General features: G+C 35.9%; 14 protein-coding genes and 1 tRNA gene. 4 read left to right on the top strand and 11 right to left on the bottom strand.

The window, feature by feature from the left end:
* The first annotated feature begins 656 nt into the window (after window positions 1–656).
* The 4 genes from wecB to OU421_RS12405 are packed head-to-tail and all read left to right on the top strand — an operon-like array spanning window position 657 to window position 4,517.
* On the top strand, window positions 657–1,775 hold the full coding sequence (gene wecB, locus OU421_RS12420) for a non-hydrolyzing UDP-N-acetylglucosamine 2-epimerase (protein ID WP_268186419.1): 1,119 nt from the start codon (window positions 657–659) through the stop codon (window positions 1,773–1,775).
* 11 nt (window positions 1,776–1,786) lie between these two features.
* On the top strand, window positions 1,787–2,839 hold the full coding sequence (locus OU421_RS12415) for a polysaccharide deacetylase family protein (RefSeq protein WP_268186418.1): 1,053 nt from the start codon (window positions 1,787–1,789) through the stop codon (window positions 2,837–2,839).
* A 35-nt stretch (window positions 2,840–2,874) separates the two neighbouring features.
* Window positions 2,875–4,053 carry a hypothetical protein gene (locus tag OU421_RS12410; protein WP_268186417.1) on the top strand — a complete coding sequence of 393 codons (1,179 nt, stop codon included), beginning with the start codon at window positions 2,875–2,877 and terminating at the stop codon, window positions 4,051–4,053.
* Window positions 4,026–4,517, top strand: a complete 492-nt coding sequence (locus OU421_RS12405; protein ID WP_268186416.1) for an acyltransferase — start codon at window positions 4,026–4,028, stop codon at window positions 4,515–4,517. Before OU421_RS12410 ends, OU421_RS12405 begins: the two co-directional genes overlap by 28 nt.
* A 322-nt stretch (window positions 4,518–4,839) precedes the next feature.
* Here the strand turns inward: OU421_RS12405 and OU421_RS12400 are convergent, their stop codons facing one another.
* The 11 genes from OU421_RS12400 to OU421_RS12350 all read right to left on the bottom strand — a co-directional run bounded on the left by OU421_RS12400 (window position 4,840) and on the right by OU421_RS12350 (window position 18,792).
* Window positions 4,840–5,973, bottom strand: a complete 1,134-nt coding sequence (locus tag OU421_RS12400) for a glycosyltransferase family 4 protein (protein WP_268186415.1) — start codon at window positions 5,971–5,973, stop codon at window positions 4,840–4,842.
* A gap of 16 nt (window positions 5,974–5,989) precedes the next feature.
* Window positions 5,990–6,946: an SDR family oxidoreductase gene (locus OU421_RS12395; protein ID WP_268186414.1), complete on the bottom strand. Its 957-nt coding sequence runs from the start codon at window positions 6,944–6,946 to the stop codon at window positions 5,990–5,992.
* Window positions 6,947–6,949: 3 nt separating this feature from the next.
* Window positions 6,950–7,786 carry a UTP--glucose-1-phosphate uridylyltransferase gene (locus tag OU421_RS12390; RefSeq protein WP_268186413.1) on the bottom strand — a complete coding sequence of 279 codons (837 nt, stop codon included), beginning with the start codon at window positions 7,784–7,786 and terminating at the stop codon, window positions 6,950–6,952.
* A complete protein-coding gene (locus OU421_RS12385; protein WP_268186412.1) occupies window positions 7,786–9,057 on the bottom strand; it encodes a UDP-glucose dehydrogenase family protein in 1,272 nt (423 codons plus the stop codon). Before OU421_RS12385 ends, OU421_RS12390 begins: the two co-directional genes overlap by 1 nt.
* A complete protein-coding gene (locus OU421_RS12380; protein ID WP_268186410.1) occupies window positions 9,054–10,190 on the bottom strand; it encodes a glycosyltransferase family 4 protein in 1,137 nt (378 codons plus the stop codon). The genes OU421_RS12385 and OU421_RS12380 overlap by 4 nt, the downstream gene beginning before the upstream one ends.
* Window positions 10,191–10,560: 370 nt before the next feature.
* A complete protein-coding gene (locus tag OU421_RS12375) occupies window positions 10,561–11,655 on the bottom strand; it encodes a glycosyltransferase family 4 protein (protein ID WP_268186409.1) in 1,095 nt (364 codons plus the stop codon).
* A 1,001-nt stretch (window positions 11,656–12,656) separates the two neighbouring features.
* Window positions 12,657–14,327, bottom strand: a complete 1,671-nt coding sequence (locus OU421_RS12370; protein WP_268186408.1) for an asparagine synthetase B family protein — start codon at window positions 14,325–14,327, stop codon at window positions 12,657–12,659.
* A complete protein-coding gene (locus tag OU421_RS12365) occupies window positions 14,328–15,770 on the bottom strand; it encodes a lipopolysaccharide biosynthesis protein (protein ID WP_268186407.1) in 1,443 nt (480 codons plus the stop codon).
* Between the two features lie 428 nt (window positions 15,771–16,198).
* Window positions 16,199–17,962: a hypothetical protein gene (locus tag OU421_RS12360; protein ID WP_268186406.1), complete on the bottom strand. Its 1,764-nt coding sequence runs from the start codon at window positions 17,960–17,962 to the stop codon at window positions 16,199–16,201.
* Between the two features lie 104 nt (window positions 17,963–18,066).
* Window positions 18,067–18,708, bottom strand: a complete 642-nt coding sequence (nth, locus tag OU421_RS12355) for an endonuclease III (RefSeq protein WP_268186405.1) — start codon at window positions 18,706–18,708, stop codon at window positions 18,067–18,069.
* Window positions 18,709–18,717: 9 nt separating this feature from the next.
* Window positions 18,718–18,792 (bottom strand) — tRNA-Pro (locus tag OU421_RS12350).
* Between the last annotated feature and the right edge of the window lie 45 nt (window positions 18,793–18,837).

Below are 18,837 nucleotides of genomic sequence, written 5' to 3'. Positions count from 1 at the left end.
ACGACTGATTCGATAACCTCGTTGTATGAAATACTGAATTTCAGAGATATTTTTTTGGAAAAAGAAAACACAGGGGATAGATATCAACATGGACCGGACCAGTATTCTGCTCCATGGAAATGAATTATTAATGAGAATGTATGAGTACGGCTTTGATCACATACCAGATAAATAACAGACCTCTCTCTGGACATGAATGAACCAGAAGATCCTATATATATTTTCAGTAAAATTGAATGTCCGCCATACGTTTCAGCAAGGTCTCTTTAAACCTTTTTCCATGAAGACAGACAATCCTGATTCAACCAATTACAGAATAACTAATCTTAATATGTGCACTGTCGTGCATATCAAAAAATAAAATTATTGCATGTACTATTTATGTATTGCCAATTACTATAACTTGAATATGAACGGTTACGGGGAGAGACATTGCCTAAGTCTGATGCCTGGATTGCAGGAGTGTATAATCTACTGGAATTTGACTCTAAGGCTAAAAACATGACCCGGTATTTGTCTGTATTATAGGTATTCCGGTATTATTTCGCTGGAGTGATGGATTGGGAACCTCATTATTTCAGATTCAGTCTGAATACCTACAGATAACTTGAAAATGAGAAAAATACTGCTAAATTGAGAATGAGGGTATTAAACAGATGAAGATTGTCACCATAGTTGGGGCCCGTCCCCAGTTTATTAAGTGTGCTCCTGTCTCACAGGCAATTAGAAAAGAGCATGAAGAAATAATCGTCCATACCGGGCAGCATTATGATGCCAATATGTCGGATATCTTTTTTACCGAACTTGCAATACCGGCACCGGATTATAATCTGGGTATTGGGTCCGGCCCCCAGGGTGGGCAGACCGGGAAGATGCTTGCTGAGATTGAAAACGTTCTTCAAAAAGAGCAGCCGGATATGGTACTTGTCTATGGTGATACCAATTCCACACTCGCGGGGTCCCTTGCGGCTGTGAAACTGCATATTCCCGTTGCCCACGTGGAAGCAGGTCTGCGGAGTTATGACAGGTCGATGCCAGAGGAAATTAACCGAATTATAACCGATCATGTTTCAAATCTGCTCTTCTGCCCGACACAAACAGCGGTTGAGAATCTTGCTGCGGAAGGAATAACAAAGGGAGTTTATCTCACAGGGGATGTGATGGTTGACGCTCTTATCAATAATGTCGAAATTGCAGAACAGTCCTCAAAAATTCTTGATGACCTGGGTATTTATGAGGGTGAATATTATGTTGCAACCGTCCACCGGGCCTCAAACACTGATTCTGAAGAGAACCTGAGAAATATTATGGAGGCATTTGGGGTAATCAGTGAATCAAATGGTATGGGTGATGTCTGCAAAACGGGTAATTCCTTCAATTCGGCAATCATATTTCCTGCCCACCCACGGACAGTAAAATGCCTGAAAGAATATGGAATATATAGTGACCTCCCTGGGAATATTCGTTTGACTGAACCCTTTTCGTATCTAGACATGCTCCATCTGATGAAACATGCGAAGATGATTCTCACTGACTCTGGAGGGGTACAGAAAGAGGCGTATATCCTTAAAGTGCCCTGTGTCACACTACGGGAAAATACTGAGTGGATGGAGACACTGGAAAACGGGTGGAATGTGCTAGTCGGGGCGGATTCTAAAAAAATTGTTGATTCGGTCCGTGATGTTCCATCTGAACGAATAAAATCATTTGATAGATTTGGCAAAGGGGATGCTGCAGAAAAGATCTGTTCAGTAATCTCCTCAATTAATGATTAAAAGGATTATTCATGAACAGGGAATATCTTGAAAGAATTCAAAATCAGGCGGAATTATGGGATAATTTTACCCGAAAGGAAGAATACAATCCCGAATTCCGAGATCAGCACGATCGTTTTTCATATTATCTCAGCAAAACAAGAGACATTTTTAAACCGGATGTATCCCAATTTCTGATGGATTCTGGCTATAAACCAGAATACCCGGATGGTAAAAAATTTGCTGTTTGCCTTACACATGATATCGACATTGTTTTCCGCAGTATTCCCGAAAGAAGATATCTTGTAGCAAAAAATCTCTGTAGACTGGACAAAAATGGACTTTCAGTATCCATCAAAGGTGCACTCAATAAACGATACCCATTATGTAATTTTGAAGAAATAATGGATTTGGAAGAAAAATATAATGCCAAATCAAGTTTTTATTTCCTTGCTTTACAACCAGGAGATCTGGATTATTCATACGATGTTATGGATCTGAAAGATGATCTGAGAATAATCAGATCTCGTGGGTGTGAGGTGGGACTTCATGGGGGGCATGAAGCTTATAATTCCTATGATCGTATCAGTGATGAAAAAAAGAGACTGGAGAATGTCCTTGGAACAACGATTGTTGGTTACCGGAATCATTATCTCCGCTTCCGCACCCCGGATACATGGGAACATATAGCCAATGCAGGATTTCTCTATGATACAACATTGGGGTATGCAGATTGTATCGGTTTTAGGAACGGAATGTGCCACCCCTTTATGCCATATAACCTTAATTCTGGTTCTATAATAGATATTCTTGAGATTCCACTTGTGGTGATGGATGGTACGATATTTTCTGATTATATGAGACTTAGCTCTGATGTAGCTCTGGATTGTGTTAAACGTCTCATTGATAGAGTTGAAGAATGCAGGGGAGTTTTCACGCTTTTGTGGCATAATTCTATGTTCCTGGATGGAACAACTGAGAAAAAGATGTATATTAAGATTCTTGAATACTGCTATGAGAAAAATGCATGGATTACAAGTGGAGAGGAAATTGAACACAATTTCAGGTATATGAGAAATCGGTGACATAATTATTGTTACCAAAATGTCTGGTACGATAAATGAAGAAAAATAATTGTGCTTTAGTTCTCGGAGGATATGTAAACGGTTATTCAATTATTCAGGAACTTTATGAAAAAAATGTCGAAAATATCATCCTTTTTGATACCTCCAGAAAAATTGCATCATATAGTAATAAAATAAAAAAATTTGTTCTTATTAACAAATCGCCAGAGTGCTTATATGAGAAACTTAACAGTTTACATAAGGAATATGAACAGATTATTATTTTTCCAACTGATGAACTGCAAATGCAAAATCTTCACAAAATACACCCGGATATTGCTTCATTCTGCTTTTTGCCCTATAATTATGATAATTTTTTGGAATGCTTTGATAAATATTCTCAATATTTATACTGTGAAAAATTAGGATTACCTCATCCCAAGACAATCCCGGTGGATGACATTGATCAGCTAAATTCTATTAATACAATTCAATATCCCATTTTAATAAAACCAAATAGACGGGATGATCAGAAGATCAATGTTTTTAAAAATCTTAAACTGGAAAGCAAAAACGAACTGGAAGAAAAACGGGAATTGCTTGAGGATTATCTTGGGTCCGGGATAACGTTTTTGGCATCAGAAATAATCCCCGGAGATAGTACAAATATTTATGCATATGTAGGATATCGGAGTCAGGATGGAGAGATTCTTAGTGAATGGACCGGAAAAAAATTATCCCAGTTTCCAGATGATTATGGGGTTTTTTCCAGTGCTTCAAATGAAGCGCCAAACCAGGTTTTGCAACAGGGACGAATTCTTTTTGAAGGTATGGATCTCAAAGGAATTATCGAATCGGAATTTAAGTATGATTCTCGGGATGGTAAATTCAAATTAATGGAAATTAATCTCCGTTCAACGATGTGGAATAGGGTAGGAAATTTATCAAATGTTACTGTTCAATATGCACAATATCTCGATGCAATCGGACAAATTATAGAGAAACAAACACAGATAAAGGATATTGAAATACATTTTGTTTATCTGAAACATGAGATTCTTAATCTGATAAGAAGGAAATACTACAGAAAAATTTTTGTTTACAATATTTTCAAATCAAAAAAAACATATTTTGCGATTTATGATCTGCATGATATCAAGCCATTTCTGATAGATTGCAAAGCGATTTTCATGAGTGTGGTGGAAGTATGTCTAAGGGCGTTAAAAATTATTTGATCAATTATATTAAAAGAGTTAATTTAAGACGTAATGGCGTTTTAATACATAAGAATTGTACTTTTTCTTCTGTTAATTTTAACGGAAAAGCAATAGTCGAACCATATTGTAGACTTTTGGGAGATCCGATTATCACAATTGGTGATAATTTTTATATGAATGCCGGATGCCATTTTCTTGGAGAGATTACAATAGGCAATGATGTTCAGATTGGCCCAAAAACAATTATCTGGGCCAGGGATCATGGCTTAAAACGAGATCTTCTTATCCGGGAACAACCACATTACAAAAAACCTGTTTTTATTGGTGATGATGTGTGGATCGGAGCTAATGTCACAATTCTTAAGGGGGTTACTATTGGAACAGGTGCAGTTGTCGGTGCCGGGAGCATCGTGGTAAAGGATATCCCGGATTATGGAATTGCTGTCGGGAATCCTGCAAAGGTGGTAAAATACAGGGTGTAGATTGAATAATATTTAAATTCTGTTTTTTGGCAGTTTAAATGAAATATCAAACAGATTAAAAAAAGGATATTTTATGAAACTGACTTTGCTAGCTGACAACAATATATATGTTCTGAGCACGGTTTGTATCGACAAAATAAAGAGAAAACTGAAAGTAGATCCTATTTTAGCTAATTGAAAATATGTCTTTCTCCAGGTGATGGAATTGAACGGGTAAACCAAAAATATGAAATCCTGAGTATCAGATTGAATAATTCAGTGAAAAGATTCTGTTCCGTGTTCCTGAGGCCATCGGAGGGCGAATATAAATATGAATATTGGCTCAATTATGGTTATCGGCATCATTTTCGGGGTTTGTTTTATAAAATATCTTCTGATATTCTTCTGCAATGATTTTCCAGTCAAAATTATTTTCTATACATTTTCTGGCATTAATTGAATGATCCTTGTGTTCACAATTAAGATAATCAATAATTTTATTGGTTGATTTATCTACGCTTCTAAATTCAACAGCAATCCCACAATTTGCATCCTTTACAATCCTTAAGTTTGGGATATCAGATACAATGCACGGCAATCCGGATGCCATAGCCTCCAACAGTGTAAGAGGTAGCCCTTCGTAATTTGAAGTCATAATGTAGTAATCAGAGCAGGCATAGTAGTCTGAAAGATCACAATCGTGATCCACATACCCAAGGAAAATAACTTTTTTCACCCCCATTTTCTGTGCAAGGTTTTTTGTTTCCTCAAAGAGTTCGCCTGTACCTGCGATATAGAGAGTTACATTTTTCAGCGTACTCTCAAGGTTTGAAAAGACCTTGATAAGGGTAAAAGGTTGTTTGGCTGCGGTTAAACGACCTACGCTTAGAAGGACAATCTCACCTTCGGGTATTCCAAGCATTTTCCGTAGCATTTCTTTTTCTGTTGAGGGAAAAAATTGTGAGGTGTTTGCCCCATTTGGGATATAGGTGATCTGATCTCTGGAAATCCCAATTTTCTCCATTTCCTCACAGACTGTTTGAGCAACTCCGGTAAAGTACGTATCCGGATGCATGCGAGTGAGACAGAATCGTTCGATATGGGCAACAAATGACTTATACAGATGAAACGGAAGATTCCCAACTCCGCGGGTACTCGATCCATAATATGTTGAATGCATCGTTACAAGGCAGTTTGCAAAAGGATTTCCTGAGATAATAAATGGATTTTGGAGCCATACAGCATCATAGTCATTATTCTTAAAATGGTGCGAAACCTGGTTCCAGTAGCTTATCAGCCCGATTATACCGGTCTTTTGTATTAAAGTAAGGCTTCCAAGTTTGATGTCTGGCCCTGTTGGCGAACATACTGTACACTCAACACCCATTTCTTTGAGTTGCTCAACGACATTGTAAACAACATTGGCGATACCGGCGCCCTGAGGAAAATATTCTGATGTGCAGACCAATAACTTCATGAAAATATGTAATCCATTAGGACAGGTGCTGTAGAGATTTTGTATACCACTCTACAAATTTCTTCAGACCATTTTCTATGTCTATCTCTGGCACGTATCCAATATGTTCCCTTGCGAATCCCGTATCCGCAAGGGTATGCTCTGCATCACCCTTTTGCTGATCTGAATAAATCACCTCAGACATACTTCCTGTAATCTTCCGTAAATAGGTCAACAGTTCATTTACGGTAATTCGGTTTCCTCCGCCGATATTCATTGCACAACCATCGGCGTTACTCTTCTTTAGCAGGTTCAGATTTGCCTTTACAATATCATCGATGTAGGTGAAGTCCCGTGTCTGTTCTCCATTGCCAAAGATAGTAATCGGTTCATTTTTCAGCATCCTGTCGGTGAATATCGAGATTGCAAGGTCTGGGCGCATCCTCGGACCATAGACAGTGAAGTACCGAAGGGACACGGTCGAGAGGTCATATACTTCATTAAAGACTCTGCAGTAGTGCTCGGCTGCAAGCTTTGACACGCCATAAGGAGAGACTGGCTGAGTTGGATGCTTTTCGTCGAATGGAAGATATTCGACTTTGCCGTAAACTGAAGAAGATGATGCATTGATAACACGATTTACACCAGCATCAAGGGATGACTGAAGGACATTCAGAGTGCCTACTACATTAACATCATTTGGTTTGAACGGATCTTCTACTGAAATTCGGACTCCTGCCTGTGCTGCTTCATGGTAGACATAGTCAACATCACTACTGATAACGCTCCTTACAAATTTGAGATCTGTTATGTCACCATTAATGAATGTATAATCACCTTTCGCAGAAATACTGTCCAGATTTCTCTGTTTTAATGAAGGAGAATAATAACCATCAAGATTATCGATGACAACAACTTCATTATCAGTTACCAGACTTTCTGCAATATGAGATCCAATAAATCCTGCTCCTCCGGTTATTACAATTTTTGCCATATCTCAGTTCCCTAATTTTGCATTAAGGCAATTTCTCAGTGATACACCAATCTCGTTATCTTCGAGTGCGAGTTCAATATTAGCTTTTAGCCAGTCGAAACTGTTCCCCAGATCATAGCGCCTTCCTGTATGAATCGCGGCATACATCTCTTTTCCATCAAGAACCATGTCCCTCAGTGCATCTGTTAACTGGAGTTCTCCATTTAATCCTCTATCTGTTTTTGACAGATAATCAAAAATATCCGGAGTTAGAATATAACGCCCAATAATTGCCAGATTTGAAATTGGTTCATCGGGTTTTTCGACCATTTCTTCAATTTTAAATATATTTGAAGAAACCTTCTTTCCTTTAATAACCCCATGATTTTTTATTTTATCATCAGGTATTTCTTCAATTGCAATAACAGGTGCATTGTACTGTTCATAAATGTCAACGAGTTCCTTCGTACAGTTAGGGAGAGTAATATTATCCCCCAATAGTAATGCAAAGGGATCCCCATCTATAAAGGATTCAGCATACGACACCGCATCTCCCAGACCGGACTGTTTTTTCTGCCTGATGTAGAATATTTGCATTTTTTCCAGTAATTCTTCGAATTCTTCAAGCAAATCAGAATGACCGTTAATATTGGCTTTATCCAGATGATCTTCGATCGCTCTCTTATGTCTACCGGTTATTAACAAAATCTGATGGATATCCGATTGGTATGTCTCTTCAATAACATACTGAATAACAGGCTTATTAACTACGGGGAGCATCTCTTTTGGCTGTGCTTTAGTAACCGGTAAAAAACGTATTCCAAATCCTGCTGCAGGGATGACTGCCTTTTTTACCGGCATTACCAGCACACCCCTTCATACTGCCCGGCAGTCTCTATGGCTTTCTGTATCCTTCGTCCGTCAATAACAATTCTACCTGAGTAATCCATATTTTCAAATTCCTGCCATTCAGTAAGAATAAGAACAGCATCTGAATTCAGGACATCTCTACACCTTTCACAGTAAGTAACCGAAGGAAATAATTCCCTGAAATTATTCGCTGCCTGGGCATCATATGCGGTGATTTCCGCACCTTTATCCAGAAGCTGTTTCACAATTGGAATTGCCCGGCTTTCACGGATATCGTCGGTCTCAGGTTTGAATGCCAGACCAAGAATCCCGATTTTGGCTCCTTTGAGATTAGGAACATGTTTTTCAAGCAGAGTTATCAGCCGTAGTGGCTGTTCGTTATTCACTGCTATAACCGATTTTAATATATGTGCATGTTCGCCAAATTGATCTTCAGCTCCTTTGATAAGAGCCATGACATCTTTTGGGAAACAAGATCCTCCAAACCCAATTCCAGAATTGAAAAATGCCGGATTAATTCTTTTATCGAGACCTACTCCATCAAAGACATCCCGTGAATCAATACTAATTTTTTTACAGAGGTTACCAATTTCATTTGCAAAGCTAATTTTTGTTGCAAGAAATGCATTGCTTACATATTTTATCATTTCAGCGGTTTTTGTATCAGTGAAATATTTCGGGCAATCAAAAGAAGAGTATAATTCTTCAATATTTTGTCTGGATTTCGTATCACTGGTTCCTAAGATTATGCGATCTGCGTTGAAGAAGTCATCAACAGCAACACCCTCCCGTAAAAATTCAGGATTGGATACGATTCCAAAATCAGTATGCAGTTTTTTACCGGATTCGCGTTCAATATTTTGAGCAACAATATTATCAGAAGTCCCCGGAAATACGGTGCTTTTTACAACAACAGTATGAAATGAATCTTTATTCCTGAGTGCACATCCAATCTCTTTGCTGACTGATTCGATATACCCTAGATCAATAGACCCGTCATCCTTTGATGGTGTGCCCACACATATAAAGCTTATATTGCTATTGAGAACCGCTGTTTTGAGATCTTTTGTAGCAATAATTCTCTGGTGGTTTTTTTGTAATAGTTCATCCAGACCAGGTTCAAATATTGGAGAACAGGATGTATTTATTGCATCAATTTTTGTCTGATCTACGTCGACAAGGGTTATTTCATTTCCAAGGTCAGCAAGACATGCTCCTGTTATTGCGCCAACATATCCACATCCGATTACACTTATCTTCATTTTATCAAATTCCCGTAAAAAAACAATGTTTGTTCAACCGTATCTTCCCACGAAAAATTCGACATTAGATTTTTTCTTCCATTTTGACCCAGTTCATGAGCAAGGGATACATCTGAAAGGATTTTCGATATCGCGTCTGAAACTGCCTGTGAATCCATGGGGGGGATTAAAAGACCACACCCATTGACGATATCTACCAGTTGTGGCAGGTCAGTACATACGACGGGAATACCAGATGACATTGATTCAAGAATTGTTCTTGGAATGCCCTCAGATAAGCTAGGTAATACAAAAACATCTGAATTCTGATATACTTTAGTAAGTTCTGAATTTTCAACAAAGTCTTTAATAATCACTTTGTCTGATAAACCAAGTTCCTGAATTTTTTGGAGAGATTCTTTCTTTTTCGGACCTCTCCCGATCATGATAAGTCTGACTTCAGGATGTTTGTTTAATAAAAGATTAAATCCTTCAATTAAGTAATCCACTCCTTTGCCGGGGGTGAATCTTCCTATCCATAATATTTGTCCGGTAGTTTCGGTTTTCTCAGCAGGAATAAATTTGTTTGTATCGATTCCATTATGGATAACAAATATTTTGTCAGGCGCTATTCCCAATTCAACAAGTTTGCCTTTTTCACTTTCGGTATAACAGATAATTCCATCTGCTGCTTTAAATGTCCATTTTCCAATTGTAGAAGTATGAATTTTTTGTATCCACGAGGGTGCCGTCTGTGAAACCAAGCCATGATTCGTTATGACAAGTGGTGGGCTTCCAAATTTTCTGATGAGTGCACATACATTTGTTGAGAAAAAATGTTGAGAGTGTGCATGGATAATATCATAATTATTTCTCTCTTTAAGCAACTGTCTTACCAGTGATATACTCACTGAATTTCCTAACAATTTGAAGGTATTTTTAAATCTGAATATTTGATACCCATCGACATTCTCATTTATTGGGTTTCCATTTATCCGTGATGTGAAAATTGTTACCTGATGACCTGACTTTGCTTGTAATTTGGACATTTCGTGCGCATGTAGTCCAAGGCCCCCTACAACATCAGGATAAAGATCACTTATAACACGAAGAATTTTCAAATCAAAATCTCCTGGTAATTCATCTGAATACATATTGCATTTTGAAATTTACTCCATTAAAAAATTCCAAGACCAATACTTTCATTAGTCCCTCACATGACTCTAATGCTTAATATAGTTTTCTCATTATTTCAAATCACCATATTATTTTTTGATTTCATAATCATTTATTATTATTTTGTATATTGGCATAATACCTTTAATTCAAGAATATATGGGATAATAATTAAAATTGAAATTTTGAATTCTCATAAAATAATACGAACTCCCATAAATTACGTATATATTAATGTTGTGTATTTGATTGTTCGCACCCAATTATGAATCGCTTCTAAAGACATTAGAAATAGTCAACCAAACCCCGAATAGGTAAAAGAATTATTCAAAAATTGACAGGATATAATCAGGTATGATAATCCATTGAGTAATGGTTTTGAATTGTAAATTTATAGGCAGATATGGTTTTTTTTGCAATACTTTCCCAGGAAAGTTCATTATTCATTTTAATATATGCGTTTATTCCCATCTGTTTACAAAGAGATTCATCATTAAATAACCGAATAATTGCATGGGCCAATGCATCCGGATCTCTTGGAGGAACAATGAATCCGGTATTTCCTTCTTCAACAACCTCAGGAATACTCCCTACGTTCGTTACAATTACTGGTTTTTTAAAAGCATAAGCAATAGGTATAATTCCGGTTTGTGTACCTTCGATATATGGTAAAACGACAATTTTTGACCTCTGGAAAAAAATCGGTATTTCTTCGTCTTTTATATATCTATTGTGTATTTCGATATCAGATAAATTATCATATAAATTATGATAATCATCTAAATTTCCACTACCTGCAACTATTAACTTAATATTTGAGATTTCTTTTTTTACTAGTGGCATGGATTCAAAAAGATATTCTAATCCTTTATATTTTTCAATTCTACCGAAGAATAGGATTGAATTTTCCTCCTTGATATTCTGATCAATATATTTTAAAAAAAAGGAGTAATCGCCATGAGGGATAACAAAACACTTTTTATACGTATTTATGTCTTGTTTTGCTTTTTCTCCATGGACAATAATTGAGTCCGAATATTTAGTATAGATATGTTTGCTGAGTATTTGATCGAATACTCTGGTTCCAGGATGTGGATTAGTATCATGTTTTGTTGTAATAATTGGAAATTTACTCAATGATGGCAATAATGGGGCGATCCAAAGTGGACATTCCTGGAAATGTATAATATCCGGGTTTTCTTTGTAGATCATATTCTTAAAATCCAAAAGGCGGGTAAATATCAATGTATCAATAAGAAAATTCTTTTTGACATTTCCCATTTTCATTGTCTTTATATTAATGCGGTCTGAAAAATATTTCTCATCCAAACCAATTGGTGCCACTACCGTAACTGAATCGTTTTCAGACAGACTATTCGCAAGTTGTGAAGTATAATGGACCATACCCCCGGATGTATTATTGGTTATCATCAATATTTTCATTATTTGCCCCCACAAACGTACCTGATATCCATTTCCAATGATTTTCAGTCTATATTGTTTTCTGCAAATTTAATTGCATAATTACACGACCTCTATGCCCATTTGTTAAATTCTGCATTGATATTCTGATTGACTTCAGGCAAAGATATCCTATGATATATGCCTGTGTGTGTTGATGATTTTTTGCAGTGAATTTGTGGAACTATCAATTCCACATTAGATCGTCCGTTTAGGTTTCTAAATTGTATAATGATTTCGCAGTCTGACCATGTAGAACCGCAAAAATTATGGCAGAATGATCAATTATAAATTTTTTTTATCACCGAATGGTTTGGAGATTCCATTTGTTGAAATACCATATGAATATAAAATATGAATGAAAAAATTCAATGTCCAGCTCTGTAAATCCTGTTTATCCAAGCTAAAGATCTCTCTTTTCAGGTATCCTCTCCCATATCCTTTGCTTTTCAATTGTTATCATCTAAAATAGGTTGTAAAAAATATAGATAATGTATTCTTTTTGCCCCTGCTCTCTAGATCAGTCACTTTCACCGGTCCATACTGAATATACTGTTTGATACTGCAAACAGTCTTTCTTCATCAGACAGATCCAAATGGGTGTCATGAAAAGAGGCAGTTGGTGGAGGAATTCTTCGAATCAAATCGTAATTCCTGTCAATAAGAAGATTGAATTTGTATAAAATATAGTATTATCACCCGTTTTGTTTTTCCATCCATCCGAATTTTAATGCCATTAACACGCTAATTTTCCATCATAATTATGAGTGCTCTCATGATATATCAGGAAGATATGTTAACTGTCTGAGAGAGTGTCCGGATAAAAAAATGAAAATTCTGATCGCTGTAGTGGATTGTCGCTTTGAATAATTGCACTCAAACCGGCAAATTTTGGGTCATACAATTGTGGCTGATAATGACTATAAGTGATTTAGCAACTAAGATCATTCAAAACAATTGTCTATGAAAATGTGAAAGAATATTCAATCATTATTTGCTTTTTTTATTGTTTGTATGAGGTATGTCATCGATTGATAACCTCCCAGGGATACAAATATCTGGTGAATATTTTGTGACCATATTTTAATAGATTTAAATTTATTAATGTTGCGCAGATCATATTTCCTCACCAGATATAATCGGGATAGTAATGGAAATTTAAAATATCTATACCATCTTATATCCGAAAAGTTCTTTGTTGTGTTATTTATCAAAGACATATATCGTAATATTTTATTGGGTGAATTTTCTTTTTCTACAATACTTGTTGTACATTCAATATTTCTCAAAAATTTGAAATTATCACCAAACAGGCATTTGTTTACATATTTGATATATAATTCCTGAGCGATTCGATATTTTAACGGGACTCTTAAATAGAAATTTATTAATTCTGAATCCCACAAGGGAAGTCTCCATCCATAATTAAAAAATTCATAAGCTCTAACTGAGTTTACTATGTACTTTGCCTGCCTTTCGTTAAAATCAAATAGTTCCATTGCATTAGCACAGGATTCATTGTCGTGGATTGAAATATCTCCAACACTTTTTCGGATCCTTTGTTTGAAAAGAGATTCAAGTTTCTCATCTTCCCATTTCCATAGAGTGTGATGTTTATTCAGGCTATCCTCAAGAAATTTTTCATAGGTATAGGTTTGAGGCTGCACATAGTCCAAAGGTATATGGCTCCCTGCAAGCATATCACCACTGTGCCCAGGGACAAAAACTGAATTTTCAGGGATTTTTCCATTTTCTTTCAGTTCGTTAATGGCAATGAAATCCTGTATGTGAGGTAATGCAATTAAATTTCCACTAAATGCATGATATGATTCCATTATCTCAGAGTGATAGCATTTATATAATTTTTCTTTTGTGTACTCCACAAAGTGCCACTCGTAACCCAGTGCTTCTGCGACCTGCCTGCTAATTTCAGCCTCTTTATCGCCCTTCTTTCCATACGTAAAACAGATTACATCATCCACACCGAGCCGCTTCAGCATTGAAACGATAATCCTCGAATCCAGTCCTCCACTTAGTGGTACGACAATCTGGAGACCTTTTGTTGATTCAATAAGTCGCTGAAAAACATGCACAAAGGTTTCATCTAAACGGTTCATCAATTCTTCTTCAGAATCCAGAAAATAATTTCCGTGCCAGAAACGATGGTAATGTGAAGTAGTAAGGGAACCATCTGTTTTTCCATATCTGAGATAATCCCCTGCCTGTAGTTGTGATATGCCATTAAAAAGGGTTTCAGAACCGGTAACAAATCCAGTTACCAAAAGTTCAGCACCGTTCTCTTCATTAAATGAGGAGTTCAGACTCTCTCTAAGGTAATTTGCATCATCAGAGAAAACAACTCCTATCCCGTTCATGGCATAGAATAGAGGAATACTTCGGATACGGTCAACGATAGCAACGACTGTTTCTGGTGTTTCAATTACAATTGCATATTCACCATTTAATTCATTGAGTACTTTTGTTAGTATTTCCTCAAATGGAACTATTGAAATAAGTAAATTGACGGTTTCTGAATTATTCAATAGTTTATTTTTATAAAATATGTTTCCTTTGAACCAATACGTAATCTGACCCGATTTGAATTCATTCCATGGTAAATACTGATTCTTGAGATGAACGATTCCTTTGGTCATTTAATCCCTCTTTAATATTTTTGTAAATTCGTATTTTAACACATTATCGTTGATAATTACAATAAAATAATAAACAACAGTCACCATCAAAGCAATAGCAAACAGAAGATATAAATCCAAATTCAAATATTTTGCAATAACTAATGGTAATGAAACAAATGATGCTAACAGGATATATCCTATGAATTTTTTAATAGCATCGGCTTTTTTAACACCTGACATTTCCAGGATATAAATATTCATACCCCCCCAAAAAAACACTCCTGTTATTGAGTATAACACAAGGGCAATCAGAGGGTCTCCAAACATTCCACCAGCATAAAGAACAATTACTCTGGATAAAAGCATCGCTATGTTAAACGATAATCCTACACCTTGTTTTTCAAGAACACTGAAAAGAGTTGAGAGGGGCGATGCTATAAAAACAAGAAGCAACCATGGAGCCAGAATTTTTGCATATAATCCAGCGGTAATCCAATTCGCTCCAAAGACAAATCCAAATAACTCTTCGCCAATAATTATCAAAATAAGTATTGGGAATATTCCGATTGAAATTAACCTTGTGTAAACATCCCTTACAAGTCCATTTATATTCCCGGTTTTGTTCATTTGCTCGCTGGCTTTCTGGAAAAACACCTGGCCAACAGCACCACCAATTAATCCCATCGGAAGATGAACTGCCTGATTTGCAATAGAATATTGGCCAACGACTGCAACAGTAAAAAAAGCTGATAGCATAAAGGGTGCAATCTGGAGAGACATGGTATTTGCAACTGTTGACCAAGTCGTGTAGATTGGAAATTTCTTATATCTTATTGCATTTATCCTGATGGCTTTCCAGGAAATCTGTTTAAACAATTCAGAATGTTTCCAAATTTCTTTCAACATAATCAGATTTCCAAAACTGTATCCTGCAATAGTACCTCCAATAAGTCCGAGTGCGGATGGGGTACCCATTCCTGCCCCAATCTGAACAACTTTTCCCGTTAATGAATTCGCGACCCTGGCAGTTGCAACGGATCCAAATCTAACATGTCTTGACAACCAGTAATTAAATACCAGGAAAACCCCGTTAAGAAAAACAACAACAGGAATTAATACCATATAATTTGCAATTTCGGGAGCATTCAGTAAAGAGGCAACCTGTTCTGCAAAAATAATCAAAATAAATCCGCTAATTACTGATGTTACAGATATCAGTCCTATACACAATCCAACAATATTTGCGGCATCCTCATCCTTTTTTGGGAGCATTATTGAAAGCTGATACGCAAAACAGGACACAGCTGCAAGGATACCAGTAATTGAAATAAATAACTGAAGAATGCCAAAGTCATCTGGTGAATATAAGCGTGTAACAATGGGAATTAAAAGTATGCCTACAGTTTGAGCTATTACACTGCCTGACACCAGTTTTAGGGTATTTTTTAGAAAAGATGACATGATCAATAAGCCTTGAACAATAAATCAATTTTCAGTTATTTATATCCGCCAATGTATTTTTCAAAACATTGTTTAAATTCAAACTGAGTATTATTTTATTTTATTAATTACTTTTGGTGGAATTTTTTCATAAAAAACAGAATTGCGAATGAATTACTTCGAGCAATTTTTAAAACTCCTCAAATGCCAACGGTCTGATTTTACCAGATATGAACTTTAATCCCATATTTTTAAAAATATTTCTGAGTCCGCACAGGATCAGAATGTAACTCTGATCTTCTACATATCTGCATCATTATAAACAGTCACTTAACTTCCTAATTACTTCCATAAAATGTATATTCCCTAAAATCTGAACCGTCGCGGATATATTTTTAAGAATACTCTTTGTAGAAATACATTTTAAAACAATAAAAATTAAAAAAAGACTACGAATCCGGCAGATTATATATTTCAAAAGCCTCATTTTCCCATAATAAGGAATAATTCAAATCATTAATATAGGTGGATTTTATATATTGTGTCTTTTCTACATATGGATTCTGTACTGTTATTGGGCTATCTTCAGGCCAATATCTATACAAAGTATTTACTTTTGATATTACGAGCAACTTAGGATATCTACGCTCATTCTCTAATTTTTTCTGCTCAAGTTTGATCATTTCAATTGGTTCTAAAAATAACCATGGATTGCCTAAAGCAGGTTTTGTTTCAGTTAGATAGTAAAACATAGGGATAGCATTCACCATCAACAATTCATCACCATTTTGTGAATTATCTTCAATTGCTATTAGCAATTCATCAACAACTTTTACCCGCTTATCTGTTGAATAAATCCCAAATAACGAAGGATGTGAAAAACCTTCATTCAGATTCATTCGGTTTGGATCATCACGATATATATTTACTGATTGAAAGAATATTGCAACGATCAACAATGCAATCAGTATGACGGGTGTCATCGACAATATTGAAGAGATTCGAGGATATTTAATTGATGTTCTAATTTGGTATGCACACAATAATGAGAGTGGCAATATAAACCAAAATCCATATAATGACTTTACAACTCCTGTATCTGATCCAATTGGACTGATAATCATTATTATTGCACCAGCAATTAATAACAATGAAAGATTCCTGTTCTTACCTTTATCAACAAAAAAGAAGAGGGTTGTCAATAATAATATTAATCCAATTGTGACTTTTAGTATATTTGTTGAAAAGAAATCGAATGGGTTATCAGAAATAAATATGAATAAAATACCCGTCAATGGAATAAATAGCAAAAGGATACTGGCAAATAAATTTCCCGTTTTTTCCTTTATATATGATATAAAAAACAGCCCAAATACAATAATTCCTGTTCGAATGAGGATAGTATTGTAATCAATTAAATAGGAATAAATTAAGCTTGCCATTGTATGGCTTTCACTGAAATTAGTTACATTTCCACTTGCAGATTCACTAAATATCGATAAGATGTTTACCATCGATGAAGTAAAAATACCCAGATACACATACACGCACGTGAATATTATGAGTGAAGAAAAAACACCAATTATTGCATAAAATACCAATCGTTTATATTCATCTAAATTTTCCTTTTTTAAAATAAGAAAGATACTGAATGCAATTGGAATGAGAAGTATTAAAACAAGTGTAATTCTGCTTAATATTATTGGAATAAGCAGAAATCCCAATAAAAATCCAAATATTTTATATTTGTTTGATTCAGGATTGGACAATAAAAGAACATTGAATATCCATAATTCGCCTAAAATCAGGAACGCTGGAAAAGTAAAATAGTGAATATAGCAACTATTACCCATTGTCAAAAAAAGAGTTGAAATCAGTACGACACAAAAAACCATTATTTTATCAAAATATTTAACCAGAATCGAATATACTATGCAGGCACAGGTTGCATAAAGCAATGCCCCACCAATCTTGGCCCATAAAACAGATGGAAATCCGATAAGTGATAGCCACAAACCTCCGGCAATATCACTAAGTAAATACAACGGACTGAAATATATTGTATCAATTGGATAATTTTGAAGTGAATATTGATTGGTAAAATGATAACCAAAATCGGTAACATCAAATCCCTGTATATTCAATAGCACATAAATGATGAAAAGAATCCCAAACAGAAGATATATATCTAGTATTTTTTCAATACTTCTCATATTGTTCTTCTGATCTGTTCTTTAATATTAATGTCTTTCTTTCACATGAAATATGGGGATGACTGATCCTTACATTTCATAAAATCGAATGGGTTTTCGCACTGTTATTTTTCTTTAAAGAAACGGCAGTGGGCTGAAATTCTGCACACGCCACAGTGGGGCTTTTTAGCAGTGCATACGGCCCGCCCATGTGATATGAGAAGATAATTAATATATTTCCACTGGGATTGATTGAAAAGATTCATTAAATCTGTTTCAATGGCATCAGGAGTGTTTGCATCGGTAAAGCCAATTCTCTGGGAAAGCCGTCTCACATGCGTATCAACAGCTATTCCAACATTCTGTCCGAACGCATGGTTCAGTACAATATTTGCAGTCTTTCTTCCGACCCCCGGAAGGGTGACAAGATCACTCATAGTCTGCGGAACTTCCCCATTGTATTGTGTAACGAGAATGCGGGAGGTTGCAATGATGTTTTTTGCCTTTGTATGGTAAAACCCGGTTGAGTGGATTAGTGATTCCACTTCTTCAGGAGAGGCATGTGCCATTGCATCTGCATCAGGATATTTTCCGAATAGCTCCTTGGAGATACCATTTACTGTCCTATCTGTTGTTTGAGCAGAGAGAATGGTCAAAATAAGTATCTGAAATGGATTTTCAAATTTAAGGAACGATACTATGCCATTATGTATAGGATAATCTTCTGCAAGAATAGCAAGAATCAGGTTTGCTTCTTCCTGAATCATAATAATAAATGGGGCAGGGCAGATTCGAACTGCCGTCAAAGCGTCCCAAACGCTCTAGGATGGACCAGGCTACCCTACTGCCCCCTTGTGTTGCACATTATATTGGCGAGTTGGGTAAAAATAGTTGCC

The organism is Methanogenium organophilum (assembly GCF_026684035.1).
In the GTDB taxonomy this organism is placed as follows: domain Archaea; phylum Halobacteriota; class Methanomicrobia; order Methanomicrobiales; family Methanomicrobiaceae; genus Methanogenium; species Methanogenium organophilum.
The sequence above is the reverse complement of the archived record's forward strand: the minus strand, read 5'-3'. Positions and strand labels throughout refer to the sequence as shown.

Coding starts and splice junctions, on each gene's coding strand:
- wecB (WP_268186419.1), top strand. CDS start 657: ATGAAGATTGTCACCATAGTTGGGGCCCGTCCCCAGTTTATTAAGTGT.
- OU421_RS12415 (WP_268186418.1), top strand. CDS start 1,787: ATGAACAGGGAATATCTTGAAAGAATTCAAAATCAGGCGGAATTATGG.
- OU421_RS12410 (WP_268186417.1), top strand. CDS start 2,875: ATGAAGAAAAATAATTGTGCTTTAGTTCTCGGAGGATATGTAAACGGT.
- OU421_RS12405 (WP_268186416.1), top strand. CDS start 4,026: ATGTCTAAGGGCGTTAAAAATTATTTGATCAATTATATTAAAAGAGTT.
- OU421_RS12400 (WP_268186415.1), bottom strand. CDS start 5,973: ATGAAGTTATTGGTCTGCACATCAGAATATTTTCCTCAGGGCGCCGGT.
- OU421_RS12395 (WP_268186414.1), bottom strand. CDS start 6,946: ATGGCAAAAATTGTAATAACCGGAGGAGCAGGATTTATTGGATCTCAT.
- OU421_RS12390 (WP_268186413.1), bottom strand. CDS start 7,786: ATGCCGGTAAAAAAGGCAGTCATCCCTGCAGCAGGATTTGGAATACGT.
- OU421_RS12385 (WP_268186412.1), bottom strand. CDS start 9,057: ATGAAGATAAGTGTAATCGGATGTGGATATGTTGGCGCAATAACAGGA.
- OU421_RS12380 (WP_268186410.1), bottom strand. CDS start 10,190: ATGTATTCAGATGAATTACCAGGAGATTTTGATTTGAAAATTCTTCGT.
- OU421_RS12375 (WP_268186409.1), bottom strand. CDS start 11,655: ATGAAAATATTGATGATAACCAATAATACATCCGGGGGTATGGTCCAT.
- OU421_RS12370 (WP_268186408.1), bottom strand. CDS start 14,327: ATGACCAAAGGAATCGTTCATCTCAAGAATCAGTATTTACCATGGAAT.
- OU421_RS12365 (WP_268186407.1), bottom strand. CDS start 15,770: ATGTCATCTTTTCTAAAAAATACCCTAAAACTGGTGTCAGGCAGTGTA.
- OU421_RS12360 (WP_268186406.1), bottom strand. CDS start 17,962: ATGAGAAGTATTGAAAAAATACTAGATATATATCTTCTGTTTGGGATT.
- nth (WP_268186405.1), bottom strand. CDS start 18,708: ATGATTCAGGAAGAAGCAAACCTGATTCTTGCTATTCTTGCAGAAGAT.